This window comes from Candidatus Galacturonatibacter soehngenii (assembly GCF_008830185.1).
GTDB lineage: Bacteria > Bacillota > Clostridia > Lachnospirales > Lachnospiraceae > Lachnotalea > Lachnotalea soehngenii.
Map to the genome: position 1 here is coordinate 387,463 of NZ_WAGX01000004.1, position 26,817 is coordinate 414,279.

General features: G+C 34.2%; 26 protein-coding genes. 25 read left to right on the forward strand and 1 reads right to left on the reverse strand.

Going from position 1 to position 26,817, the window contains the following annotated elements; translation table 11 throughout:
- Nucleotides 1-114: 114 nt before the first annotated feature.
- The 23 genes from F7O84_RS04305 to F7O84_RS04410 all read left to right on the forward strand — a co-directional run bounded on the left by F7O84_RS04305 (nucleotide 115) and on the right by F7O84_RS04410 (nucleotide 24,451).
- Nucleotides 115-651 (forward strand): DUF2318 domain-containing protein, encoded by a 537-nt coding sequence (locus F7O84_RS04305; RefSeq protein WP_151142299.1) that lies wholly within the window; start codon nucleotides 115-117, stop codon nucleotides 649-651.
- 92 nt (nucleotides 652-743) lie between these two features.
- Nucleotides 744-902 (forward strand): hypothetical protein, encoded by a 159-nt coding sequence (locus F7O84_RS18930; protein WP_192451653.1) that lies wholly within the window; start codon nucleotides 744-746, stop codon nucleotides 900-902.
- Nucleotides 903-1,048: 146 nt separating this feature from the next.
- Complete coding sequence (locus tag F7O84_RS04310; protein WP_151142301.1) at nucleotides 1,049-1,810, forward strand: alpha/beta hydrolase; 762 nt, start codon at nucleotides 1,049-1,051, stop codon at nucleotides 1,808-1,810.
- A 117-nt stretch (nucleotides 1,811-1,927) separates the two neighbouring features.
- Entirely contained in the window at nucleotides 1,928-3,766 is a 1,839-nt protein-coding gene (gene recQ, locus F7O84_RS04315; protein WP_151142303.1) for a DNA helicase RecQ, read from the forward strand.
- 11 nt (nucleotides 3,767-3,777) lie between these two features.
- Nucleotides 3,778-4,137: a YccF domain-containing protein gene (locus F7O84_RS04320; RefSeq protein WP_151142305.1), complete on the forward strand. Its 360-nt coding sequence runs from the start codon at nucleotides 3,778-3,780 to the stop codon at nucleotides 4,135-4,137.
- Nucleotides 4,138-4,355: 218 nt separating this feature from the next.
- Nucleotides 4,356-6,032 (forward strand): SulP family inorganic anion transporter, encoded by a 1,677-nt coding sequence (locus tag F7O84_RS04325; protein ID WP_151142307.1) that lies wholly within the window; start codon nucleotides 4,356-4,358, stop codon nucleotides 6,030-6,032.
- A 137-nt stretch (nucleotides 6,033-6,169) separates the two neighbouring features.
- Nucleotides 6,170-8,794 carry a DNA mismatch repair protein MutS gene (gene mutS, locus F7O84_RS04330; RefSeq protein ID WP_151143687.1) on the forward strand — a complete coding sequence of 875 codons (2,625 nt, stop codon included), beginning with the start codon at nucleotides 6,170-6,172 and terminating at the stop codon, nucleotides 8,792-8,794.
- A 5-nt stretch (nucleotides 8,795-8,799) separates the two neighbouring features.
- Nucleotides 8,800-10,782, forward strand: a complete 1,983-nt coding sequence (gene mutL / locus F7O84_RS04335) for a DNA mismatch repair endonuclease MutL (RefSeq protein ID WP_151142309.1) — start codon at nucleotides 8,800-8,802, stop codon at nucleotides 10,780-10,782.
- Nucleotides 10,783-10,790: 8 nt separating this feature from the next.
- Nucleotides 10,791-11,735 (forward strand): tRNA (adenosine(37)-N6)-dimethylallyltransferase MiaA, encoded by a 945-nt coding sequence (miaA, locus tag F7O84_RS04340; protein WP_151142311.1) that lies wholly within the window; start codon nucleotides 10,791-10,793, stop codon nucleotides 11,733-11,735.
- Complete coding sequence (locus F7O84_RS04345) at nucleotides 11,725-13,011, forward strand: methionine gamma-lyase family protein (protein ID WP_151142313.1); 1,287 nt, start codon at nucleotides 11,725-11,727, stop codon at nucleotides 13,009-13,011. The genes miaA and F7O84_RS04345 overlap by 11 nt, the downstream gene beginning before the upstream one ends.
- 107 nt (nucleotides 13,012-13,118) lie before the next feature.
- Entirely contained in the window at nucleotides 13,119-13,379 is a 261-nt protein-coding gene (locus F7O84_RS04350) for a DUF4321 domain-containing protein (RefSeq protein WP_151142315.1), read from the forward strand.
- 120 nt (nucleotides 13,380-13,499) lie between these two features.
- Entirely contained in the window at nucleotides 13,500-14,210 is a 711-nt protein-coding gene (gene radC, locus F7O84_RS04355) for a RadC family protein (protein ID WP_243140803.1), read from the forward strand.
- 149 nt (nucleotides 14,211-14,359) lie between these two features.
- Entirely contained in the window at nucleotides 14,360-15,379 is a 1,020-nt protein-coding gene (locus tag F7O84_RS04360) for a rod shape-determining protein (protein WP_151142317.1), read from the forward strand.
- Between the two features lie 13 nt (nucleotides 15,380-15,392).
- Nucleotides 15,393-16,235 carry a rod shape-determining protein MreC gene (gene mreC / locus F7O84_RS04365; RefSeq protein WP_151142319.1) on the forward strand — a complete coding sequence of 281 codons (843 nt, stop codon included), beginning with the start codon at nucleotides 15,393-15,395 and terminating at the stop codon, nucleotides 16,233-16,235.
- Nucleotides 16,236-16,256: 21 nt separating this feature from the next.
- The gene (gene mreD / locus F7O84_RS04370) at nucleotides 16,257-16,775 is read left to right on the forward strand and encodes a rod shape-determining protein MreD (protein ID WP_151142321.1); all 519 of its coding nucleotides are present in this window, start codon (nucleotides 16,257-16,259) and stop codon (nucleotides 16,773-16,775) included.
- Nucleotides 16,768-19,620 carry a penicillin-binding transpeptidase domain-containing protein gene (locus F7O84_RS04375; protein ID WP_151142323.1) on the forward strand — a complete coding sequence of 951 codons (2,853 nt, stop codon included), beginning with the start codon at nucleotides 16,768-16,770 and terminating at the stop codon, nucleotides 19,618-19,620. The genes mreD and F7O84_RS04375 overlap by 8 nt, the downstream gene beginning before the upstream one ends.
- A gap of 28 nt (nucleotides 19,621-19,648) precedes the next feature.
- A complete protein-coding gene (gene minC, locus F7O84_RS04380; RefSeq protein WP_151142325.1) occupies nucleotides 19,649-20,317 on the forward strand; it encodes a septum site-determining protein MinC in 669 nt (222 codons plus the stop codon).
- A 38-nt stretch (nucleotides 20,318-20,355) separates the two neighbouring features.
- The gene (minD, locus tag F7O84_RS04385; protein ID WP_151142328.1) at nucleotides 20,356-21,147 is read left to right on the forward strand and encodes a septum site-determining protein MinD; all 792 of its coding nucleotides are present in this window, start codon (nucleotides 20,356-20,358) and stop codon (nucleotides 21,145-21,147) included.
- A gap of 13 nt (nucleotides 21,148-21,160) precedes the next feature.
- Entirely contained in the window at nucleotides 21,161-21,433 is a 273-nt protein-coding gene (minE, locus tag F7O84_RS04390) for a cell division topological specificity factor MinE (RefSeq protein WP_151142330.1), read from the forward strand.
- 18 nt (nucleotides 21,434-21,451) lie between these two features.
- On the forward strand, nucleotides 21,452-22,555 hold the full coding sequence (locus tag F7O84_RS04395; protein WP_151142332.1) for an FtsW/RodA/SpoVE family cell cycle protein: 1,104 nt from the start codon (nucleotides 21,452-21,454) through the stop codon (nucleotides 22,553-22,555).
- A gap of 11 nt (nucleotides 22,556-22,566) precedes the next feature.
- The gene (locus F7O84_RS04400) at nucleotides 22,567-22,962 is read left to right on the forward strand and encodes a methylglyoxal synthase (RefSeq protein WP_151142334.1); all 396 of its coding nucleotides are present in this window, start codon (nucleotides 22,567-22,569) and stop codon (nucleotides 22,960-22,962) included.
- A complete protein-coding gene (locus F7O84_RS04405) occupies nucleotides 22,946-23,926 on the forward strand; it encodes a D-alanyl-D-alanine carboxypeptidase family protein (protein ID WP_243140804.1) in 981 nt (326 codons plus the stop codon). The genes F7O84_RS04400 and F7O84_RS04405 overlap by 17 nt, the downstream gene beginning before the upstream one ends.
- 105 nt (nucleotides 23,927-24,031) lie before the next feature.
- Nucleotides 24,032-24,451 carry a twitching motility protein PilT gene (locus F7O84_RS04410; RefSeq protein ID WP_151142336.1) on the forward strand — a complete coding sequence of 140 codons (420 nt, stop codon included), beginning with the start codon at nucleotides 24,032-24,034 and terminating at the stop codon, nucleotides 24,449-24,451.
- 203 nt (nucleotides 24,452-24,654) lie between these two features.
- On the opposite strand, the gene F7O84_RS04415 is transcribed toward F7O84_RS04410, so the two are convergent.
- Nucleotides 24,655-24,867: a DUF378 domain-containing protein gene (locus F7O84_RS04415; protein ID WP_151142338.1), complete on the reverse strand. Its 213-nt coding sequence runs from the start codon at nucleotides 24,865-24,867 to the stop codon at nucleotides 24,655-24,657.
- A 266-nt stretch (nucleotides 24,868-25,133) separates the two neighbouring features.
- Here F7O84_RS04415 and F7O84_RS04420 point away from each other — a divergent pair, with 266 nt between their 5' ends.
- Nucleotides 25,134-25,403, forward strand: a complete 270-nt coding sequence (locus tag F7O84_RS04420) for a hypothetical protein (RefSeq protein ID WP_151142340.1) — start codon at nucleotides 25,134-25,136, stop codon at nucleotides 25,401-25,403.
- Nucleotides 25,404-25,431: 28 nt separating this feature from the next.
- Nucleotides 25,432-26,817: a biotin/lipoyl attachment domain-containing protein gene (locus F7O84_RS04425; protein ID WP_151142342.1), complete on the forward strand. Its 1,386-nt coding sequence runs from the start codon at nucleotides 25,432-25,434 to the stop codon at nucleotides 26,815-26,817.

The following is a 26,817-nucleotide window of genomic DNA, read 5'->3' on the forward strand; positions in this document are numbered from 1 at the left end:
GTGGGATTTTAATTTGATTTTAGAATCTACATATATTCTACATATGTGTGGTATAAGATAAAAGAAATCATTTGTTTTATATGATTGAATCATTTGTTTGAAAGGAAGATAAAAATGTCAAAATCAAAAAACAAAAATGTAAAGAAACCATCCCTATTGTATATAATTGCAGGACTTTTAGTAGTATTAGTAGTGGCAACATCCCTACTAAAGAATGCAAGTAACAAAAATGAAGCAACAATCACAACGAAAGAAACGAATGCGACAAAGGGCCAATTATCAGAAACAGGAGATTTAATAATTCCGATTGCTGATATATCGGATCAGGCACAATTTTATGAATATGATGCAGATGGTACCATGCTTGAGGTCCTTGCCATAAAAGCATCCGATGGCACCATTCGAACAGCATTTAACACCTGTCAGGTTTGCTTTGGTTCTGGAAGAGGATATTATGAACAAGTTGGTAATCAACTGGTGTGTCAAAATTGTGGGAATCGTTTTTCCCAAGATGATGTAGAAGTGACCAAGGGAGGATGTAATCCAGTTCCGATTCAAGAGGCTGATAAAACGGTAGATAACACCAATATTACCATCAGTAAAGAATTTTTAAATAGTGCAAAAGAATTGTTTGACAATTGGAAATTATAAGTTCTAATCACATAGTTTTCCTATCCTTGGTGCATATTAGTAGGTGTAAGTAACCCGTAATTTGTATCAAGAAGAAAGTGTGAGAAAAGATCATGTCAGAAAATAAGAATAAGAAACAAACGGATTGGGATGAAGAACAAAGAAAACAAGCCAGATTTAACAGTATTACTCAAAAAAGTGAACCAGAAAATCAAAATCAAACACATAACGTAAGGCGAGAAGGGATTTCTAAAATCAATCAAAACCGATAGATAAGTTCCTCTAATTGGATGAAGATTCCTTCCAATATGGATGAAAAAGTGAAAGCAAACTATTATGCTTTCACTTTTTTCTTTTGACCTTAACCCCATAAAATGGTAGTATATCCTAAATAGGAAGTTGGAAGGAGAACGATTCATTGAAAACAGGGAAAAAACATATAAATGGAAAACGAATCATTTTACTAATAAGTGTCATTGTATTCATTTTATTAATAGGAGTAATTAAATATTTAACCTTTTCTTTACCTGCCAACGAGGAAGCTCTTTTGGCTATGAAATCGACAAGTGAGGTTACGGTGGAGGAAATTGGAAGTACAATTGTATTTACGCCAACAAAGACTCTGCCAACCAAAGGGTATATTTATTATCCTGGTGGTCAGGTAGAACCAGAAAGCTTTGCCTATGCGGCAAGTGAAATCGCCAAAAGTGGAATTATGGTAGTAATCCAGAAGATGCCTTTTAACCTTGCTATGTTTGGATACAACCGAGCATTTCAGGTAATTGATACATACGAATCCATTGAACAATGGTACATAGGAGGCTTTTCACTAGGTGGTGTATCTGCATGCATGGCAGCTTTTAAGCAACCAGAACCATTTCGTGGAGTTATCTTATATGCCAGTTATACAACCAAAGGATACCCATTAACAGATCTTAATCTAGAGGTGCTAAGTTTATCGGGAAGTAACGATGGACTTGCAACAAAAGATAAAATAGAAAAGGCTAAACCATATTTACCAAAAGATACTACTTATCTTGAGATAGAGGGAGGAAATCACACCCAGATGGCAATTTATGGTGGCGATAATCTGCAAAAGGGTGATAATAAAGCAGAGATTAGTCGTATGGAACAACAAAAGATTCTGATAGAAAAAACGACTGATTTTATTTTAAAATAGATAAAGTCTTAGCCCTTTTTTAGGACTAAGGCTTTTGCATTTACCTTATACGTATGATAGAATAAGAGGAGTTAAATTAATATGACATAACGTATGACACAATGAGGAAGGGTAAGCATGACGACAAAAGAACAAGTACTGAAAAAGTATTTTGGATATACACAGTTTCGGAAAGGACAAGAGATATTAATTGATAGCATTTTAGAAGGAAAAGATACCTTTGGTGTTATGCCAACGGGAGCAGGTAAATCAATCTGTTATCAAGTACCAGCACTATTACTAGAAGGCATTACACTTGTAATTTCTCCATTAATCTCACTTATGAAGGATCAGGTACAGTCTTTAAATCAAGCGGGAATTCATGCCGCATATTTAAACAGTTCCCTTACAACAAATCAATATTATAAAGCCCTTGAGTATGCAAAACAAGGAGTCTATAAGATTATATATGTTGCGCCTGAGAGACTTTTAACAGGGGAATTTCTTTCGTTTGCAAAAAGTGTTACGATATCGATGATTAGCATCGATGAAGCACATTGTATCTCACAATGGGGACAAGACTTTCGACCAAGCTACTTAAAAATAATTGACTTTGTAAAGCAATTAGAGAAAAGACCAATCATAAGTGCCTTTACTGCAACTGCAACAAAGGAAGTTAAAGATGATATTATTAGTATCTTAAATTTAAACAATCCAACTACGTTAACAACGGGCTTTGATCGAGATAATTTATTTTATTCTGTACAAACGGTAAAAGATAAATTCAAAATAGTGGAACAATATCTAGAAGAAAATCCAGATAAAAGTGGAATTATTTATTGTCTTACTAGAAAAACAGTAGATGAAGTATATGAAAAGCTTTTAAAAAAGAAAATCGCAGTCACAAAGTACCATGCAGGACTATCAGATCGAGAGCGTAAAGAAAATCAAGATGCCTTTATTTATGATACAGCACCGATTATGGTAGCAACCAATGCATTTGGAATGGGAATTGATAAATCAAATGTTCGCTTTGTTATCCACTATAATATGCCAAAGAACATAGAAAGCTATTATCAGGAAGCTGGAAGGGCAGGCAGAGATGGCGAAGCCTCGGAGTGTATTTTGCTTTATTCCCCACAAGATGTTGTTATGAACCAATTTTTCATTGATCATAACAATGAAAACAATGAATTAGAAGACGAACAGCTACAATTAATCAAGGAACGAGACTATGAACGTTTAAAGAAGATGACCTACTATTGTATGACCAATGAATGCTTAAGAGACTATGTCTTGCGTTATTTTGGAGAGTATGGTTCTAATTATTGTGGGAAATGTGCCAATTGCCTAACGCAATTTGAGACAATTGACGTAACAGATATAGCAAGAAACATCATTGGTTGTGTTGAACAGGTAAGACAACGATTTGGCATGACCACTATTATCGATACCGTGCACGGGAGTAATAACAGTCGCATCCGCCAATACCAATTAACGGAAAATAAATATTATAATACCTTATCAGGGGTTCCTATTTACCGTCTCAGACAGATTATGAATCATCTAATCTTGCAGGAATATTTAACGGTTACCAATGATGAATATCCAGTGGTGAAGTTGACAAATGAGTCTCAAAGAATACTATATGGAGAAGAAATTCTTCACATGAAGGTAGCAAAAGAGCAAGAAAGGGTGAAAGAAAAGAAGGAGAAAAAAGCAAAGAAATTATTAGGAGTCATGAATGGAGACTTGTTTGAAATACTTCGAAAAGTCAGAATGGAAATAGCAAAAGAAGAGCATATGCCTCCTTATATTATTTTTTCTGATAAGGCTTTAAAGGATATGAGTGCTAAGATGCCAATGAATCGTGATGAATTCTTGCAAGTTTCAGGTGTTGGAGAAGTAAAGTGTGAAAAATACGGAAGACGTTTTATGGAAGTGATAATAGAATATAAAGATAAAGAAAAGAAATAGGAGGTTTAAAAATGGGATGCCTTGGTAATATTATTTGGTGTATCTGTGGGGGATTTTTATCCTGTATAAGCTGGCTATTAATTGGAGTATTGTGGTGCATAACCATTGTTGGGATACCAATTGGCTTACAATGTTTTAAAATAGCAGGTTTAGTTTTGTTTCCTTTTGGGCAAGAAGTGGAGTACGGGGGCGGAGTTGGCTCTTTTTTGTTGAATCTATTGTGGATCATTTTTTCAGGAGTTCCACTCGCTCTTGAATCCTTATTAATGGGGTTACTTTGTTGTATCACTATCATTGGAATTCCTTTTGGTTTACAGCATTTTAAAATCGCAAAGCTTGCATTGATGCCATTTGGTAGTAGAGTTGGATAGAATTAAAAACTATACAAATGCAAGAAGAATAATAAGAAATTATTCGTTATTATAGATGAAAATGTAAAAAAACAGCACAATAGCTTGAAAAAAAGAAATACGAGGAATAAGATGGATAATAGATGCTTTGATCCGAAGGATTGAGGCGTCTATTTTTAAGTCTATATAAGCTTCATACTTTATTTCGAATACGAATTACGCTGGAGGATAAAAAAGAAATGGAAAAGATGAAACCAAAATTGTTTTCGGTTATGAAAGGTTACACAAAGGAACAATTTATAAAAGATGTTGTTGCAGGCATTATCGTTGCCATTATTGCCTTGCCCTTGTCGATTGCATTGGCACTCGCTTCGGGAGTAGGACCAGAGCAAGGTCTTTATACTGCGATAACAGCAGGTTTTGTTATTTCTTTCTTGGGAGGTAGCAGGGTTCAGATATCAGGACCGACAGCAGCATTTGCTAGTATTGTTGCAGGTGTTGTTGCACGTGCTGGAATGGAGGGGCTTATCCTTGCCACCATTCTTGCTGGAATCATATTAATCTTGTTTGGTATCCTTCGTTTTGGAAGCTTGCTAAAATACATTCCCTATACAATCACAACTGGCTTTACAGCTGGAATTGCGGTAACAATATTAATTGGACAAATAAAAGATTTTTTGGGCTTGCAGTTACATAGTACACCGATTGAGACATTAGAAAAACTTCATGCCTGTTTTACCAGTATTCATACCTTGAATTATCAGGCTCTTTTTATCGGTATTGTAAGCCTGTTTATTTTAATTGTATGGCCTAAAATCAACCAGAAAATACCAGCTTCATTGACAGCTGTTATCATAGCGAGTGTGTTAGTAAAGTTCTTTCACATGCAAGTAAATACCATTGGCTCTCTCTATGAAATTAGTAACAAACTACCAACCATACAGCTTCCAGTCTTTTCCTTTAAAATGGTAAGGAATGTACTACCTGATGCTTTTACGATTGCTATTTTAGCAGGAATCGAATCTTTGCTATCTTGCGTAGTAGCAGATGGCATGATAGGAAGCAAACACCGTTCGAATATGGAGTTGATTGCCCAAGGAGCTGGAAATATTACATCTGCTTTGTTTGGTGGAATTCCTGCAACTGGTGCGATTGCAAGAACTGCAGCAAATGTAAAAAATGGAGGACGTACCCCTATTGCTGGCATGGTTCATTCCATAACCCTACTTTTAATCCTTGTAGTGTTAATGCCTTACGCCTCCTTTATTCCAATGCCTGCAATCGCTGCCATCTTGTTTGTTGTTGCCTATAATATGAGTGAGTGGCGAGTGTTTATAAAATTAGTAAAGACGGCTCCTAAGAGCGATATCATTGTTTTAGTTGCAACCTTTGTTCTAACCATTGTATTTGATTTGGTAGTTGCAATCGAGATAGGAATTGTACTAACAGCACTTTTATTTATGAAACGTATGTCAGATGTAACGCAGATTAATGGCTGGAAGTATATAGATGAGGAGGAAGAAGAAAATGAAAACGACCCAGAACGCATTCTACTTCGAGAAGTTCCTAAAAATACTTTAGTTTATGAAGTGGTAGGACCAATGTTTTTTGCAGCTGCTTACAAATTCTTTCAAATTCCAACTGAAAAATCAGTCAATGCAATTATTCTTCGCATGAAGGGAGTACCAGCAATGGATGCAACGGCTCTTAAGACTCTACAAGAGATTCATCATAAATGTCAAAAGAACCATATAACATTAATCTTCTCACATATACAAGATCAGCCGTTATCCGTTATCAAAAAAGCTGGTTTTGATAAAGTTATTCAAGAAGAAAACATTTGTAGTAATATTGACATAGCACTAAAGCGCGCAGCCACACTTGGTAAGACAAAAGGTTCATCTGATTTGCAATAACGTACTTGAAAGTGAAAATAAATTAAGATAAAATGATAAGGGACGTATACGATTAGAATTGTAGTTCTAATAGGTACGTCCCTTACAGTAATTACATAGAAAAGAAAGAGGAAAATACAGTGGCAGAATTAACTCCAATGATGAAGCAATACGTAGAGACGAAAAAACAATACAAGGATTGCATCTTATTTTATCGACTAGGTGATTTCTATGAAATGTTTTTTGAAGATGCTGTTACTGCTGCAAGAGAGCTAGAAATTACGTTAACTGGTAAAGATTGCGGTCTTGAAGAAAGAGCGCCTATGTGTGGAATTCCTTATCATGCAGTAGACGGCTACTTAAATAAATTAGTATCAAAAGGTTATAAGGTTGCAATAGGCGAGCAGGTGGAGGATCCTAAAACTGCCAAAGGTCTTGTAAAGCGAGAGGTAATTCGCATTGTTACACCTGGAACCAATTTAAATACACAAGCCCTTGATGAAACAAAAAATAACTATATTATGTGTATCGTTTACATAGCAGATCGTTATGGACTTTCAATTGCGGATGTAACAACAGGGGATTATTTTGTAACAGAAGTCGATTCAGACCGTAAATTAATTGATGAAATCAATAAGTTTGTACCTTCTGAAATTATATGCAACAACTCTTTCTATGTCAGTGGAATAGACATTAACGATATGAAAGAGCGTCTTGGCATTACGGTATATTCTTTGGATTCTTGGTATTTTGAAGATGAGTTGTGTAAAAAAGCATTATTAGAGCATTTTAAGGCTGCGAGCCTTCAAGCAATTGGTCTTGAAGATTATGATTGTGGCGTAATTGGTGCAGGTGCTTTGCTTCAATATCTATATGAGACTCAAAAGACCTCGTTATCGCATTTAACTACCATTCAACCATACTCAACTGGTAAATTTATGTTGATTGATAGCTCTTCTAGAAGGAATTTAGAGCTGGTTGAAACGTTAAGAGAAAAAAATAAACGCGGCTCTTTGTTATGGGTGCTTGATAAGACTGAAACGGCTATGGGTGCTAGAATGTTAAGAAGCTATTTGGAACAGCCGTTAATTGATAAAGAAGAAATTGAAAAGCGTTTGGATGCCATTGAAGAATTAAATAAAAATGCAATATCAAGAGAAGAGATAAAAGAATATTTAAAGCCAGTGTATGACTTGGAACGATTAATTAGTAAAATTAGTTATAAATCTGCAAATCCAAGAGATTTGATTGCATTTAGTAGCTCCTTATCTATGCTTCCTCATATCAAATACATACTCGGGACATTAAATTCTTCATTATTAAAAGAAATCCATGCGCAATTGGATCCTTTAGAGGATATTTTTAAATTAATTGATGATGCTATTGTAGAAGAACCGCCAATTGCAATCAAAGAAGGTGGCATCTTTAAAGAAGGGTTTCATGAAGAAATCGATAAATACCGTCATGCAAAAACGGAAGGAAAATCTTGGCTTGCTAATCTGGAAGCAAAGGAAAGAGAACGTACAGGAATCAAAGGGTTAAAAATAAAGTATAACAAAGTATTTGGATATTACCTTGAGGTAACCAATTCATACAAAGACTTAGTTCCAGCCGATTATACAAGAAAGCAAACCCTTGCCAATGCTGAACGCTATATTACTCCAGAGCTAAAAGAGTTGGAGGATATCATTCTTGGTGCGGAGGACAAACTCTTTTCTCTTGAGTATGATTTATTTAGTGAACTGAGAGATTTGATAGCGAAAGAAGTGGTTCGTATCCAAGCAACTGCAAAAGCAATTGCAAAAATTGACGTTTTTACCTCCTTAGCATTAGTAGCGGAGCGAGGTAACTATTGTCGTCCAGTGATTAATAATAAAGGTGAAATTGATATTAAAAATGGACGTCATCCTGTCGTTGAGAAGATGATAAGCAATGATATGTTTATTCCAAACGATACATTTTTAAATAATTCAAACCAAAGAATCTCTATTATAACAGGACCTAATATGGCAGGTAAATCTACTTATATGAGACAAACCGCCTTGATTGTTTTAATGGCACAAATCGGTTGTTTTGTTCCTGCATCCTCAGCAAAAATTGGAATTGTAGACCGCATCTTTACCAGAGTAGGAGCTTCGGATGACCTTGCATCGGGGCAAAGTACATTTATGGTAGAAATGACCGAGGTTGCAAATATATTACGAAATGCTACCTCAAACAGTCTTTTGATATTAGACGAAATTGGAAGAGGAACCAGTACCTTTGATGGACTTAGTATCGCTTGGGCTGTAGTAGAGCATATCAGCAATCCAAAGCTACTTGGAGCAAAGACGTTATTTGCCACACATTATCATGAATTAACAGAGCTAGAAGGTAAGCTTGATAGTGTAAATAATTATTGCATTGCAGTAAAGGAACAAGGCGATGATATTGTTTTCCTTCGTAAAATCGTAAAAGGTGGTGCAGATAATAGCTATGGTATACAAGTAGCAAAGCTTGCAGGTGTACCAGATAGCGTAATTGCAAGAGCAAAAGAGATTGTAAGCGAATTAAATGAAGCAGACATTACGGCAAAAGTGAAAAATATTTCCGTTGATAATGTAAAGAAAACAAAGAGAACAAAGCTTGACGAAGTAGACTTAGAGCAAATGTCATTGTTTGATACGGTAAAGGATGATGATATATTAGAGGAGTTAAAGACAATTGACATTGGAAATCTGACACCAATTGATGCTCTAAATACACTTTATAAGCTGCAAAATAAGATTAAAAATAGGTGGTGATACATATGCCAAACATTGCGTTACTTGACCAAAATACCATAGATAAGATTGCAGCGGGAGAGGTAATTGAACGACCTGCCTCTGTTGTAAAAGAGTTAGTAGAAAATGCAATAGATGCCAAGGCTAGTGCGGTGACAGTAGAAATAAAAGAAGGTGGAATCAGTTTTATTCGAATCACGGATAATGGTTGTGGAATCCCAAAAGAAGAAGCTGCACTTGCATTTCTTCGGCATTCTACCAGTAAAATAAAAAGTGTAGAGGACTTACTTTCTGTTTCTTCTCTTGGTTTTCGTGGAGAAGCTTTGTCAAGTATTGCTGCAGTATCACAAGTAGAGTTAATTACAAAGACAAAGGAAAGTCTGATGGGAGTTCGTTATATTATAGAAGGTGGTTTGGAAAAAGGACTAGAAGATATCGGTGCGCCAGAAGGGACGACTTTTTTGGTTCGAAAGCTTTTTTACAATACACCTGCAAGGAGAAAATTCCTAAAATCAGCTACCACAGAAGCATCTTATATCAATGATTTGATTGAGAGGTTGGCATTGTCACATCCAGATATTTCCTTTAAATTCATCAATAATAACCAGACAAAGATTCATACGTCAGGCAATACGAATCTAAAGGACATTATCTATAGTGTATATGGAAGAGAGATTGCGGGTAATCTGATAGAAATTGACGCTTCCATGGAAGGAGTTAAAATAACAGGCTTTATTGGGAAACCTGTAATTTCTAGAGGAAATCGAAACTATGAAAATTATTATGTAAATGGCAGATATGTAAAGAGTGGAATTATTGCAAAAGCGATAGAAGAAGGATATAAGACTTTTATGATGCAACATAAATACCCCTTTACCGCACTTCATTTTACGATAGATGGAGACTTGTTGGATGTAAATGTGCATCCTACCAAAATGGAACTTAGATTCAGCAATCAAGAAGAAATCTATAAGTTTATTTTTCAAACCATTCAAAATGGACTTACGAAAAGAGAGTTAATCCCAAGCGTTAGTTTCTCTAAAGAAGAAAAAGAAAACGAAAAGCAAAAAGCGAAATTACCTCCGACACCAGAACCCTTTGAGACGAGTCGGTTAGTCAAAGAAATGACAACTTCTTATGTGAGAGAAGAAAAGCCTCTATCTAAAATAGATATGATGTTTAAAGAAGCAGCCAACAAATATGGTGGGAATAAGCAAATCGAAGGGCTTTCCATTAAAAATCCGTATGAATTGCAAGAAGAAAAAAAAGATGAGATTTCAAAGAAAAAAATAGTAGAATCAGACGATATACAAAAAGATAATACGAATACAAAAGAGCTTCATGAAAGTATATCTTTAGAAAAAGAAGAGGCTATAAAAAATGCACAGCAATTAGACTTATTTGAAGAAAAATTACTGACCAAAGAAGCCAAGTATGAACATAAAATAATAGGACAAGTCTTTGACACCTATTGGATTGTGCAGTTTCATGATAAAATGTATCTGATTGATCAGCATGCCGCACATGAAAAGGTCTTGTATGAAAGAACCATGAAGTCTTTAAAGGAAAAGGAACACACGTCTCAATTATTAAGTCCTCCAATCATTCTTACTTTGTCGATGCAAGAAGAAGAACTGCTTAAAAAGTATATGGAGCATTTTACGAACATAGGCTTTGAGATAGAACCCTTTGGTGGCAAAGAATACTCGGTACGTGCAGTTCCAGGGAATTTATTTTCCATTGCGCAAAAAGACTTACTAATTGAAATGATTGATGGTTTAAATGATGGGGTGAGTCTACATCAACCTGATATTATAGATGAAAAAATTGCTTTGATGTCATGTAAAGCGGCAGTAAAAGGAAACAATAAGCTTTCCCATATAGAGGCAACGGCATTGATTGATGAGTTACTGACTTTAGAGAATCCTTATAATTGTCCTCATGGACGACCAACGATTATATCGATGACAAAAGCAGAACTTGAGAAAAAATTTAAACGTATTGTGTAGGTGATGATTTGAAAAAACCACTCGTTATATTAACAGGCCCTACTGCGGTAGGAAAAACAGAACTTTCGATTGCGCTTGCAAAGGCAATCAATGGAGAGATTATCTCTGCTGATTCTATGCAAGTATATAAGCAAATGGATATTGGTTCTGCAAAGATTAAAAAAGAAGAAATGGATGGTGTGAAACACTATCTGATTGATGAATTTGAACCAGATGAAGAATTTAACGTTGTTAAATTCCAAGAATATGCAAAAAGATATATGAATGAGATTTATGAAAAGGGAAAGGTTCCCATTCTTGTTGGAGGCACTGGTTTTTATATTCAGGCAGTACTATATGACATTGATTTTACAGAGAATAAAGAAGATTTTACTTATCGAAAAGAACTAGAAGAAGTGGCTAAAACAAAAGGAGCAGAGTATCTTCATGATGAGCTTGCAAAGGTAGATTTAGAGGCTTCTAAACAAATTCATGCCAATAATGTAAAACGTGTGATTCGTGCATTGGAGTTCTTTTACCAAACGGGACAAAAGATATCGGAACACAACGAAGAACAAAAGAAAAAGGAATCTCCTTTTAATTTTGTTTACTTTGTACTAAATGATGAAAGAGATGTACTTTATGAGAGAATCAATCAAAGAATTGACCGTATGCTAGAAGAAGGCTTGCTTAAAGAGGTTCGTGAACTAAAGAAAAAAGGTTATACAAAGGACATGGTTTCGATGCAAGGACTTGGCTATAAGGAAATCTTAAGCTATCTAGATGATGAAATCACATTAGAGGAAGCCATTTATATTTTGAAAAGGGATACCAGACATTTTGCAAAAAGACAGATTACATGGTTTAAGAGAGAGTCAGATGTAACATGGCTTCATTTACCAGATTATGGACACGACAGGCAAAAGGTATTGGAAGAAATGATAAAGAAAGTTGGAACGATTTATGAATTTTGAAATGGATTGTATGTACAAGGAACTAGGAATTGAGGAAGCGGTTTATACCTTTGGAGAAACCATTCTAAAAGATTTAAAGGAAAGATTTGAAAAAATAGATGAGACCGTTGAATATAATCAGTTAAAAGTAATTCACGCAATGCAAAAAAACAAAGTCAGTGACATTCACTTTGCGGCAACAACAGGCTATGGCTATAACGATTTAGGACGCGATACGCTGGAAGAAGTTTACGCGTCCGTTTTTCATGCAGAAGCAGCACTTGTTAGACCACAGCTTATTTGTGGAACACATGCACTTAATGTTGCGTTGTCTGCCAACCTAAGACCAGGGGATGAACTGCTTTCACCGGTTGGAAAACCATATGATACGTTAGAAGAGGTAATTGGAATTAGAGAATCCAGAGGTTCTTTAAAAGAATATGGTGTGAGTTATAAGCAGGTGGATTTGCTAGAAGATGGTTCTTTTGATTTTGAAAATATCAAAAAGGCAATCAATGAAAAAACCAAGCTAGTAACGATACAACGTTCCAAAGGGTATCAAACCAGACCAACCTTGTCAATTGAAAGAATCAAAGAGTTGATTGCATTTATCAAACAAATCAAACCAGAAGTGGTTTGTATGGTAGATAACTGTTATGGAGAATTTGTAGAAAGAATGGAACCAACTGATGTAGGAGCTGACCTATGTGTAGGTTCTTTGATTAAGAATCCAGGTGGTGGTCTTGCTCCAATAGGAGGATATATTGTAGGGAAAAAAGAATATGTAGAAAACGCAGCTTATCGTCTATCATCACCAGGACTTGGAAAAGAAGTAGGGGCAACCCTTGGCATTACACAATCTTTTTATCAAGGATTATTTTTAGCACCGACTGTAGTAGGAGGCGCACTAAAAGGAGCCATTTTTGCTGCAAATATTTATGAAAAATTAGGCTTTCAAGTAGTGCCAAACAGTACCGAGAGTCGCCATGATATCATTCAAGCAGTTACGTTTGGAACACCAGAAGGTGTGATTGAATTTTGTAAAGGAATTCAAGCTGCGGCACCAGTGGATAGTCATGTAGTTCCAGAGCCTTGGGCAATGCCAGGTTATGATAGTGATGTTATTATGGCTGCAGGGGCTTTTGTACAAGGTTCTTCCATAGAATTAAGTGCTGATGCACCAATTAAACCTCCCTATAGTGTGTATTTTCAGGGTGGCCTTACTTGGCAACATGCAAAGCTAGGAATTCTGATGTCATTGCAAAAATTAAAGAATGCAAGTATTGCGAAATTGTAAAATTTTATATACAATAAATTTGATTTATGATACAATTAAAGTTGTTTGTTGTAAATACAATCAAGTTTACATAAGGTGGACTTTTACAAAAGCGCAGGGAGGTTTCTATGAGTTTTAGTAGAAATAAAAATACATGGTCATTGTTTTTACTGATTTTAGCAGGAGTTGTTTTAGGTGGCTTTATTGGTTCTCTGGCTGAAGGCTTGACTTATTTAAACTGGTTAAACTATGGACAAAGCTTTGGATTTGAAAGTCCAATTGTTTTGAATTTGGGAATATTAGTATTAACCTTTGGATTAAATATTAAGATTACGATAGCAGGTATTATTGGGGTAATACTGGCAATTATGATATATCGTACATTGTAATTCAAAAAGACGTTACCTTATGTCTTATTTAAAGTTGGAGAGATGTTGTAAAGGATTAATAGTTGCACTGGCTATAAAGTTTAGTTAGATGCGTAACCTCATATTGAAGGAGAATAATCTATGAATAAACATCTTGACGAAATGACTCGTTTTACAATGAAACAAATACCAAAACAAGAACAACCATATGAAAAATTTTCACAATTTGGACCAGAATCATTATCAGATGCTGAATTATTGGCAATCATTATAAGAACAGGTACAAAAGAAGAAAAATCAATTGATTTGGCTAAACGGATATTAAACATATCAAGTGATGAAGGTCTTCTTGCTATCACTAGGTTATCACTAAAGGATTTACAACAAATCAAAGGGATTGGAAAGGTAAAGGCAGTTCAAATTAAATGTATTGCAGAATTTTCCAGAAGGATTGCAAAAACGACTGCAAGAAGAAGATTATGCATGAATAATCCAAGAACAATCGCAGACTATTATATGGAAGACTTAAGATTTGTAAACCAAGAAGTAACGTTACTTGTCATGGTTGATACAAAAAATCAATTTTTAAGTGACAAGGTGATATCAAAAGGAACTGTTAATGCTTCATTGATATCTCCAAGGGAAATTTTTCTTGAATCTTTAAATAATCAGGCTGTTTATATTATTTTAATTCATAATCACCCAAGTGGAGACCCAACTCCAAGCAGAGAAGATATTCTTGCAACAAAACGAATTAAAGAAGCCGGAATGCTGATTGGAATCATGCTTTTGGATCATATTATTATAGGAGACAAAAGATATATCAGCATGAAAGAACAAGGCATACTATAGTTTTTAATAATATTACAAAAACTGTATAAAATATAACTTATCGGAAGAAAAACAAGCACGAACGAAGTGAGTATTTGTTTTTACCCGATAAGTTAGCGATAAAGCGAAAGAAAAATAAAGAAAATGCGAAGTAGAAGGGGGTCAATGATTTGGCTAGTAATATTTTTGGAATTGACTTAGGAACAAGTAACATTAAGATATATAACGACGATGAGGAAACTATATTAAACGAAAAAAATATAGTTGCCATTAAGAATAAAAATGTTTTTTTTGCAGTAGGTGATGAAGCTTTTGAGATGTATGAAAAAGCACCCGCTAACATTAAAGTTACTTACCCTATGAGTAATGGAGTAATTGCTGATATTAAAAGTATGCAACTTATACTTAAAAAGATGCTAGAAAAAGCATCCAAAAATAATTTAAAGAATGCAGACTATTATATTGCAGTACCTACTGATATTACAGAGGTAGAAAAAAGAGCTTTTTTTGACTTAGTAGAAAACGCTAATGTAAAGGCAAAAAGAGTATTTATTACAGAAAAAGCAATTGTAGATGCACTAGGTCTTGGAATTGATGTAACAAGTTCACAAGGTATTATGATTGTTAATATAGGTGCAGATACGACTGAAATTTCAATTGTTTCATTAGGTGGTATCGTAGTTAGTCGTTTGATTAAAATTGGTGGCAACAAATTTGACGAAGCAATCATTAACTATATTAAAAGAAACTTTAATTTTATTATAGGTGATAAAACAGCAGAAGTGATAAAAAAGGAATTAGCCAATGCGCTTGAACCAGATGAATCCAGTGCTGGTGTATTTGGACGAGATATTGTGACAGGACTTCCTTCTGAACTAACCATTAGTTCAAAAGTAATCTATGAAGCAATTAGTGAACCACTTCACAGTATTGTGGATGCAGCTAAAGTAATATTAGAAAGAACGCCACCAGAGCTTGGGGCAGATATCATCAGAGCTGGAATTTATTTAACAGGTGGCTCTTCCAGTATCAAGGGATTAGATAAAATGTTTAATCGAGAAACAGGCTTAAAAGTGAATGTATGCGATAAACCGTCCGAAAGCGTTGCAAGAGGCTTTAGTAAAATGATAAATGAGTCTGCTTATAGAAAACTTGCTTATTCAACTAAAAATTCTAATAATATCAGATAAATAGAGGTATCTTATGAAAAGAAAAACAAAATTTTCATTACCAAGTAAATACCTTTTATTATTGGTCACGATTCTTTGCGTGGCAATGATATTCATCACTTTTACTACAGATTTAGCCACAGGACCGTTAAAAACGGTTTCTGGCTATGTTTTTGTACCTATACAAAATGGTATCAATTATATTGGACGGAGTATAAGCAGCCGAGCAGACCAACTACAAAGTCTTCAAAAGTTGATAGAAGAAAATAAGAGCCTACAAGCTCAAGTGGATGAGTTGACGATTGAAAATAGTACATTACAACAAGACAAATACGAATTGGCACGTTTAAGAGAATTGTATCAGTTAGATGAAAAGTATCCAAGCTATAATAAGGTAGCTGCAAGAGTTACAGGTAAAGACCCTGGTAACTGGTTTAGTACCTTTATCATTGACAAAGGTACGAATGATGGGTTTAAGGTAAATAATAATGTGATTGCTGGCAGCGGTTTAGTAGGTATTATTATTGATGTTGGACCAAACTGGGCAAAGGTTCGTTCTATCATTGATGATTCTAGTAATGTAAGTGCAATGATTTTGAATACATCGGATCGGTGTATTGTGACGGGTGACTTAAAGCTAATGAGTCAAGGCATGATTCGTTTTAGTCAATTAAATGACAAAGATAACTTGGTTAGTGTAGGAGATAAGGTAGTAACCTCTAATATTAGTGATAAATATCTTCAAGGTATATTAATTGGATATATTAACGAAAAAATTATGGATGCAAATAATCTAACTAGCTCTGGTTATATTACACCAGTAGTGGATTTTGAACATTTAGAAGAAGTGCTTGTTATTACCGATTTGAAGAAATAGGCAAGGAAAGGCGGGGTAGGAATGAATCGAAAAATAGTATTGACTCTGCTTATCATTATATGTTTTTGTTTGCAATGTACATTATTTAAAGCTTTGTCTTTAGGTTACATTGCACCAAATCTTCTAATTATTATAACATCCTCTTTTGGTTTGATGAGAGGCAAGAAGGAAGGTTTAATCATTGGATTTTTTTGTGGTTTTTTAATCGATATTTTTTATGGTGATGTGTTAGGGTTTTATGCACTCGTTTATATGTACATTGGGTATGTCAATGGATTTTTTAATAAGATTTTTTATGACGAGGATATTAAGCTTCCTATTATATTAATTACACTAAGTGATTTCGTATATGGTTTTATTATTTATTTGTTTTTATTCCTTCTTCGAACCAGGCTTGATATCATGTATTACATCGTTCACATTATCATTCCAGAAGTTGTGTATACCGTTGTTGTTACCATTGTTTTTTATCGGGTAATAAGAGCTATTAACCGTAAATTGGAGTCTAGAGAAAAAAGGAGTGCAAGCAAGTTTGTTTAAGAATATAAAAGAAGTAATAGCAAGCATAGTAAAATCAAGACTTTTTATATTAGCAATTATTTTTTGTTTTATGTTTGCAATTCTAATCCAGCGAATTTTTCAATTACAGATCGTTAATGGTGATACATATTTGGAGAATTTTACATTAACAATTAAAAAAGAAAAAACGATTCCAAGTACACGTGGAAGAATTTTTGATAGAAATGGAGAATTACTTGCTTATAGTGAATTAGCTTATGCGGTAACCATAGAAGATAATGGTAGCTATCCAAGTAGAAAGGTTAAAAACGAACAATTAAACGAAATTATTTATCGACTCATTCAAATTATTGAATCCCATGGAGATAGCATCATCAATGATTTTAATATTGTTTTGGATGGTTCGGGTAGTTTTACTTATACCGTAGAGGATACACAGTTAAAGAGATTTCTTGCTGACGTATATGGATATCGTAAAATAGAAGATTTTGAAAAGAAAGAAAATCCAAATGTTACAGCGAAGGAAGTAATTGAGTATCTAATGAATGAAAAAAATTATGGAGTCAGTGATAAGTATAGTGCGGAGGAAGCATTAAAGATTATAACCATTCGTTATGCTATGGCGGCAAATAGTTATCAAAAGTACTTGGCTACAACCATTGCATCTGATGTCAGTGACGAAACGGTAGCAGTTGTTATGGAGAATCAAGATACCCTTACAGGCGTTAATATTGAAGAAGGCTCCGTTCGAAAATATGTAGACAGTGAATATTTTGCACATATTATAGGTTATACAGGAAAAATATCACAAGATGAATTAGATGCATTAAAAGAAGAAAATGAAGATTATAGACTTACGGATGTTGTAGGTAAATCTGGTATTGAAAAATATATGGAACAACAGCTACAAGGTAAAAAAGGTAGTGAACAAGTCTATGTTGATAATTTAGGTAAAGTAATTAAAGTAGATTCTAGGACAGAACAAAGTGCTGGAGATGATGTATATCTTACCATTAACAAAAAGTTGCATATCGCAGTATATAAAATTCTAGAACAAAAACTTGCGGGAATTTTAGTATCTCGAATTCAAAATATAAAAGAATATGTACCAAAAGCAAATGGGACGGCTAGTGATATTCAAATTCCGATTGATGATGTTTATTTTGCATTGATTGATAATAATGTCATTGATACCAATCATTTTTTTGCTGAAGACTCGAATGAGACGGAAGCTTTGGTGTATTCCAAATATGAAAATAAAAAAGCTTCGGTTATAGCAAATATAGCCGCTCAGTTAAATGGTGATTCCATAGCATATCAAAACCTTAGTGATGAGATGAAAGATTATGTAAGCTTTGTTGTGAATTATTTAACCAATAACCAAGTATTATTAAAAGATTCCATTAATACGGATGATGATACGTACAAAGCTTGGAAAAATGAGTCGATTAGCTTAAAAGATTATTTGTCCTATGCAGTGGCTCAGAATTGGATTGACATCACAAAAATAAAAGTGGAAAGTCAATATGCAGATTCTACAGAGATTTTCCAGTCACTCATTACTTATATCGAAAGTAGTTTAGAAAGTAACGTTGATTTTGATAAGAAACTATACAAGTACATGATAAAAGAAAACTCTTTATCTGGACAAGAGATTTGTATGCTTTTATTTGAACAAGGCATATTAAAGACAGAGGAAGGGAAAACACCAAGTGAAGAGATTTCGTCTGCAGGCGGAGCATATCGATTTTTAGTTGGAAAAATTAAGAATCTTGAAATCACACCTGCTCAATTAGCTCTTTGGCCAAATTCTGGTTCTTGTGTTATTACGGATGTTAACACAGGCGAGGTTCTTGCGGCAGTTACTTATCCAAGTTATGACAATAATAAATTTGCAAACAGCATTGATGCAGATTATTATAATAAATTATTAAATGATAAATCCTATCCGCTATTAAACAGGGCAACTCAACAAAAGACTGCTCCAGGTTCAACCTTTAAGATGGTGGCGGCTACAGCAGGTCTGGAAGAAGGAGTCATTGATCCTAATAGCATAATTGATGACCTTGGTGTGTTTGATAAAGTAGAGGAACAGCCAAAGGCACCAAAATGTTGGAGATATCAAAGTGGACATCTAACCCATGGAAAAATAAATGTTTCAGAAGCACTAAGAGATTCTTGTAATTACTTTTTCTATGAGGTAGGATATCGACTAAGTACAACCCCTTCGGGACAATACTCAAACCAACTTGGTCTTGATAAACTCAAGCAATATGCAACTATGTTTGGTCTTTCAGAGACAAGTGGAATAGAAATAACTGAATCATCCCCTCAGATTACGAATGAAGATTCCATCCGATCCTCCATTGGACAGGGTACGAATAACTTTACAAATGTACAACTTTCTAAGTATATAACGACGGTAGCAAATGGCGGAACTTGTTACAATTTGACACTTCTAAATAAACTTACAGATTCTAGTGGAAATGTTATTGAAGATTATCAGCCTACAGTATATAATACATTAGATGATATACAATCATCTACATGGACTGCAATACATCAAGGCATGCGTTTGGTAGTGGAAGAGTTAAAAGCATTTAAAGGAATTGACTTTCCTGTGGCAGGTAAAACGGGTACTGCGCAAGAGGTCACAACCAAACCAAACCACGCATTATTTGTATCATATGCACCTTATGATAATCCAGAAGTGGCAATTACTGTTCAAATAGCAAATGGTTATACGTCAGGAAATGCAGCAGAAGTTGGCAGGGATGTGGTTAAATATTATTTTAACCTTGCTGACGAATCGGAGATCATTACAGGTACTGCGACACCGCCAGATTCAGAAGTTGCAGGCGATTAGTAAACTCTGGTAAAGGAGGAAATATGGAATGAGCAATAACTCGGTAGTAATTAAGAGTAATAAGTATGGCATTGTAGTAAGACTAGATGAGACTACTCCATATGAAGAGTTATTAGAGGAAATTGCAAAGAAATTTAAAGAATCTGAAAAGTTCTTTAAGGATGCGAAGATGGTTTTGTCCTTTGAAGGGAGAAAGCTAACACAAGAGGAAGAGCAAGATATTTTAGATGTGATATCACAAAATTCTAAAATTCATATAGTTTGCATTATTGATGAAGATGAAAAGCGTGAAGAGAGATTTAAGAAGACTTTAGAAGACAAGCTAAGTGATATTAATTCACGTGACGGACAGTTCTACAAAGGAACCTTACGTTCGGGACAAGTACTGGAAGCAGAGACAAGCCTTGTGGTTCTTGGGGATGTAAATCCAGGAGCAAAAGTTATTTCAAAGGGAAATGTAATTATACTAGGAGCATTAAAAGGAAATGTATATGCTGGTGCTAGTGGTAATACTTCTTCTTTTGTAGTAGCGCTTGAGATGAATCCAGTACAAATCCGAATTGGAGATGTTATTGCAAGGAGTTCAGACGAAACGAAGAAAAATTTTGATAATGAGCCTAAAATATCATACGTGGAAGATGGAAACATCTATATAGAACCAATCACAAAATCTGTACTAAACGATATAAATTTATAAACTAAACTTTAAGATTAATATTTGGAGGGAAACATAGTATGAGTGAAGTAATTGTAGTAACATCGGGTAAAGGTGGAGTTGGTAAAACAACCTCATCTGCAAATGTAGGAACAGGTCTTGCAAAGCTTGATCAAAAAGTTGTTCTTATTGATACAGATATAGGTCTACGAAATCTTGATGTTGTAATGGGACTTGAAAATCGTATTGTTTATAATCTGGTAGATGTAGTAGAAGGAAATTGTAGAATTAAACAGGCTTTAATCAAAGACAAAAGATATCCAAATCTTTATTTGTTACCATCTGCTCAAACAAGAGATAAAACATCTGTTACACCAGAACAGATGAAAAAGCTCACAGACGAGCTTCGTGAAGAGTTTGACTACATAATTCTTGATTGTCCTGCAGGAATAGAGCAAGGATTTAAGAATGCAATTGCAGGTGCTGATCGAGCACTTATTGTTACAACACCTGAAGTTTCAGCAATTAGAGATGCAGATCGTATCATTGGACTTTTAGAAGCAAATAGTATGAAAAAAATTGATTTAATTGTAAATCGTCTAAGACCAGATATGGTAAAAAGAGGCGATATGATGTCGATTGATGATGTTGTGGATATTTTAGCAATAAACTTAATTGGTGCCGTACCTGATGATGAGGCAATTGTTATTTCTACCAATCAAGGAGAACCATTAGTAGGTTCTGACACATTAGCTGGAAAAGCTTATATGAATATTTGTCATAGAATATTGGGTGAAGAAGTGCCATTAATGGATTTTAGTACAGAAAATGGTTTGTTTGCGAAAATAGCGAATTTATTTAAGAAAAACTAAGGAGGCAGTTAGTATGAACATTATGGATTTTTTCCGGAAGAAAAATTCAAGCGATGTTGCAAAGGATCGCTTAAAGTTAGTGTTAGTATCAGATAGAGCTAATTGCTCACCAGAAGTCATGGAAATGATTAAAAATGATATCATTAAGGTTATATCAAAATATTTGGAAGTGGATGCAGAGGGATTAGATATTCAAATTACCCAAACAGACATTGATGGTAGTAAAGGAATTCCTGCGCTATATGCAAATATACCGATTAAGAAGTTGAAACAGACTTCTGAATAAAGAAACTGGAGAATATTTATGTTAAAACAGTATGAAATTAAAAATTACAATTTTAGATTACTTATTTTAATAATAGCGATTTCTGTCTTAGGAGTTCTATTTGTGGGAAGTGCAAGATCCTCTCTCCAGAACAAACAGATTATGGGACTAGCCTTGGGATTAGTGGCTTTACTTGTTGTATCTCTTATGGATTACTCCTATATCCTAAATTTCTATTGGCTATTATATATTGTAAATATTATACTGTTGCTTTTAGTTAAAGTTGTTGGTGACGATGCTGGTGGTGCAGTTAGATGGGTTGAAATTGCCGGCATACGTTTTCAACCATCGGAGTTTAGTAAGATATTTTTAATTTTATTTTTTGCGAAGTTTTTTACCAAATATCAGGAAAAAATCAATACTGTTAGAATATTAGCTTTGACTGCAGTTTTGATTGGTGTTCCTTTGTACTTGATTGTATCCCAACCGGCGTTATCAACAAGTATTGTTGTAGCATTAATTTTTTGCGTACTCTTGTTTGTTTCAGGATTAAGTTATAAAATAATACTAAGTGTTGCAGCGGTTACGATTCCAATGCTTATCATAGGAATTAGCATTATTTTGCAACCTGGGCAGAAGTTACTAAAAGGATATCAGGCTAACCGAGTATTAGCTTGGCTGCAGCCAGAACAATATTCTGATTTGGCACGCCAGCAATTGAATTCAAAAATTGCGATTGGTTCCGGACAATTATTTGGTAAAGGACTTAATAATAATATTATTTCGTCTGTTAAAAATGGAAATTTTATTTCAGAGCCTCATACAGATTTTATTTTTGCAGTTGTAGGAGAAGAGCTTGGATTTATCGGCGGATGTGTTATAATAGTTCTATTATTATTAATTGCGTTGGAATGTCTTAGGATTGGTAGAAATGCAAAAGATTTTTCGGGGACACTTATTTGCTCTGGTATGGCGGCATTGATTGTTTGCCAAAGTTTTGTTAATATATGTGTTGCAACTGGATTAATGCCAAATACTGGTATTCCATTACCGTTTGTAAGTTATGGATTAACATCTCTGGTCAGTATTTTTATTGGTATGGGATTTGTTTTTAATGTTGGGCTTCAGCCTAAAAAATATTAAGGAGGTATTGTATGAATATAGGTTTAATAGCACATGATTCAAAGAAAAAATTGATGCAAAATTTCTGTATTGCGTATCGCGGCATTTTAAGTAAAAATGAGCTATTTGCTACTGGTACAACAGGAAGGTTAATTGAAGAAGTAGCAAATTTAAATATTCACAAATATTTAGCGGGGCATTTGGGAGGAGAGCAACAGTTAGGAGCTCAAATAGAGCACAACCAAATTGATTTGGTAATATTTCTTCGCGATCCACTAGCTCCAAAGTCACACGAGCCAGATGTAAATAATGTAATTAGATTATGCGATATGCATAATATTCCACTGGCTACCAATTTAGCTACTGCAGAATTATTGATCAAATCACTTGACAGAGGAGACTTAGAGTGGCGTGAAATGTACAAATAAAGTAATTACTTCGTTAATTACGATACTAACAGTTTCTGTATTATTTACAGGCTGTGCAGATAAAAAATTTACAAAAGAATACGATATAACAAATAGTGATTATGCATATAACATAACAAATGTAGCTGAGAACTTAACATTAAAACCTTTTGCAGCTGATTTATGTGTTGTTTCGGACAATGTACTCTCCGATGATATTGATGATTCTCTTTCGGAGGCAGCTGCTTTGTTTGGTGTGGACTCACGCCAGGTATTATATGCCAAAAATGTCAATGAAAAATTATATCCAGCAAGTATAACGAAGGTCTTAACCGCTTTGATAGCACTGGAAAAGGGCAAGCTAGACGATGTAATTACTGTTTCAAAAGATGCAGAAATTAAGGAATCAGGTGCTCAATTATGTGGTTTTAAAGAAGGGGATAAAATTACGTTAGAACAGGCATTGCATGGTTTGTTGATGTATTCTGGAAATGATGCTGGTGTTGCTATCGCAGAATATATATCAGGAAGTGTAGAGGAATTTTCTGATTTAATGAATGAAACAGCCAAGAAACTTGGTGCTACAAACTCTAATTTTGTTAACCCACATGGATTATCAGATGAAAATCATTATACAACTGCATATGATTTGTATCTGATTTTTAATGCTGCTATGAAATATGATAAATTTGTAGAAATTATTAATACTGATTCATGGACAACCTCTTATACATTAAGTAATGGTTCATCAAAAGAAATCACTTTTAAAACCACTAATTTATATTTAAAAGGCGATGAAAAGTCTCCAGAAGGAGTAACTGTTATTGGTGGAAAGACAGGTACGACGAATGCAGCGGGGTCTTGTTTGGTGTTATTAAGTAAAAATGAGTCAGGTAACCCATATATATCAATTGTTTTAAAGGCTGGAAGTAGAAGTATTTTGTATACGCAAATGACTGACATTTTGGGCGAAATCAACAAATAGTAGTTGTTTTTTTCTCTTATTTAGGCTATAATGAATTAAATCATAAATCAATTAACGAGTGTTGTGTTTTTCTATTGGAACAATATGTCTAAGGAGGAGATTACAATGATAAGTTTGATTGTAGGAAAAAAGGGTAAGGGAAAGACAAAGTTACTACTTAATTCAGTGAACAATAAGGTAAAAAGTACTTCAGGAAATATCGTCTACTTAGATAAGAGCACAAGAAATATTCATGAACTTAGTAATAAAGTTAGATTAATTAATGTTTTAGATTATCCACTTGAAAATTGTGATGAATTTATTGGTTTTATTTGTGGAATTATTTCGCAGGACTATGATTTAGAAGAAGTTTACCTTGATAGCTTTTTAAAAATTGCACATATTGACAATTTAGAAATAGATCATGCGATTGAAAAACTATCAAAGATAAGTGAAAAATTCAAAGTGAATTTTACAATTAGTGTTTCAGATGATGAAAGTAATTTAACAGATATGGTAAAATCATATTTAATTGAATCATTATAAAAAAGACAAAAAGATAAATCTTTTCATAGATAAAAAGTTCTTAACATGAAAAATTGAGCTGTTGCCTAGAAGCAACAGCTTTTATTCATAACAAGAGCAACTTTTTGCATTCTAATTTGAAAGGTGCAAGTTGAATTATGTAATTGATTGGATTGCGATTAAAAGGAATACATTCGTATTCCTTTTAATCGATAATCATAAGTTTAAGCTTTGTTCATTGCACCAATTCTACCATATAAGCTAATGATATAAAGACCGGATAGCCCAACAATGCCGTATACGATTCTTGAAAAAACAGTCATTTCTCCAAAAAGAAATGCAACAAGATCGAATCGGAAAAATCCAATGAGGCCCCAGTTCACAGCTCCAATGATTGCAATTGTTAATAATGTATAATCTAATCCTCTTGAATCCATATTTATTACCTCCTTAATATACTATTAGTTTGATGTTTTTTTATTTAATTATGAGTGGTAAAATATGTAATTTTTATACGGCATTTATCTTCTTAGGTCTAATAAAAATACAATATTTAGAAAGCATTATTATTGATATAAAAGTACAAGTTGTATATAATGTAACTTATCGGAAGGAAAACAAGCGGCTGCGAAGCAGACATTTGTTTTACCCGATAAGTTAGCGATAGAGCGAAGCTCTAGAGCTACTACACGAAGGAACGAAGTTGCAGAGTGTAGGCTTATCGGAAGGAAAACAAGCGGCTGCGAAGCAGACATTTGTTTTACCCGATAAGTTAGCGATAGAGCGAAGCTCTAGAGCTACTACACGAAGGAACGAAGTTGCAGAGTGTAGGCTATCGGAAGGAAAACAAGCGACTGCGAAGCAGACATTTGTTTTACCCGATAAGTTAGCGATAGAGCGAAGCTCTAGAGCTATTACACGAAGGAACGAAGTTGCAGAGTGTAGGCTATCGGAAGGAAACAAGCATGAGTAAATCAAATTGAAATTGGGAGGAATTTTTTTTGGCATCTAGAAATAATAAGGTTACAAAGTATCGCAGACCATTAAACATAAATATCGGTATAATAATCTTTGGTATTATTTTTATTTACATATTAATCAGTGTTTTTGTTTATATCGTTAATCCCAAGATTTCAGTATATGAAGTAAATAAAGGTTCTTTAGCAACAAATAATACCTATCAAGGATTGATACTTCGTAATGAGACAATTGTCGCATGCGAGAAGGCTGGCTATGTTAATTTTTATGCCAGAGAAGGAGAAAAAATTGGAACAGGACAAACAGTCTATACAATTGACGAAACAGGAAAATTAGAACAGATTTTATCGGATACAACAGAAAGTGAAAGTACACTTACAGAGCAAGATATTAAATCACTTAAAACAGAAATTTCGAGTTTTGCAAATAATTTTGATTCCAATAATTTTAAAAGTGTATATAATTTTAAATACGATATTGAAAATACAGTACTGGAACTAGTAAACATTAACTTGTTGAATAGTCTGGCTGATTTAAGTAGTGAAAATGCTGGTGTTTTTACCACCTATTCTGCTCCAACGGAAGGGTTGGTAGTATATTCGATAGATGGATATGAAGGTGTAACCATAGATACACTTACAGAAGATATGTTTAACTACGAAAATTACAAAAAAACACCTGTTAAAACTTCAGATTTGGTTAATGCAGGTGATGTGGCGTACAAATTAATTACAGATGAAGCGTGGTCGATTATCATACCATTGGATGAAGAAAAAGCAAATGAGTATGCTGAAAGAGAAACAATGAGAATTAAGTTTAAAAAGGATGGAGTAAAAGCCAACGCAGGTTTTAGTATTATTCGAATGAATAGTAAGCCATATGCAAAACTAGACTTAACCAGTTCTGTTATTCGCTATGCGACGGATCGTTTTATTGACGTTGAGTTTATGGTAAATAGTAAAGAGGGACTTAAGATACCATTAAGTGCTGTAGTTGAGAAAGATTTTTATACAATACCAGTAGAATATGCGACGCAAGGCGGCGACAATAAAAATATTGGTTTTCTACTTGAAACCTTTGATGAGAATGGTAAAAGTATGACACAATTTGTGCAACCAAACATTTACTATTCAACGGATGAAGATTACTATGTGGAAAAACATGAATTTGAAACTGGTAATTATATCGTAAAAACAGATTCAACCGACCGATATCCAATTGGTAAAACAGACAAGCTTACTGGTGTTTATAATATAAACAAAGGATATGCGCAATTCAAACAGATCAATATTTTATTTCAAAACGAAGAGTACTATATCGTGGAGGAAGGTACAACATATGGAATTGCTGTCTTTGATCATATTGTTTTAGATGGTAAAGCGGTTGAAGAAGATGACATTATATATTAA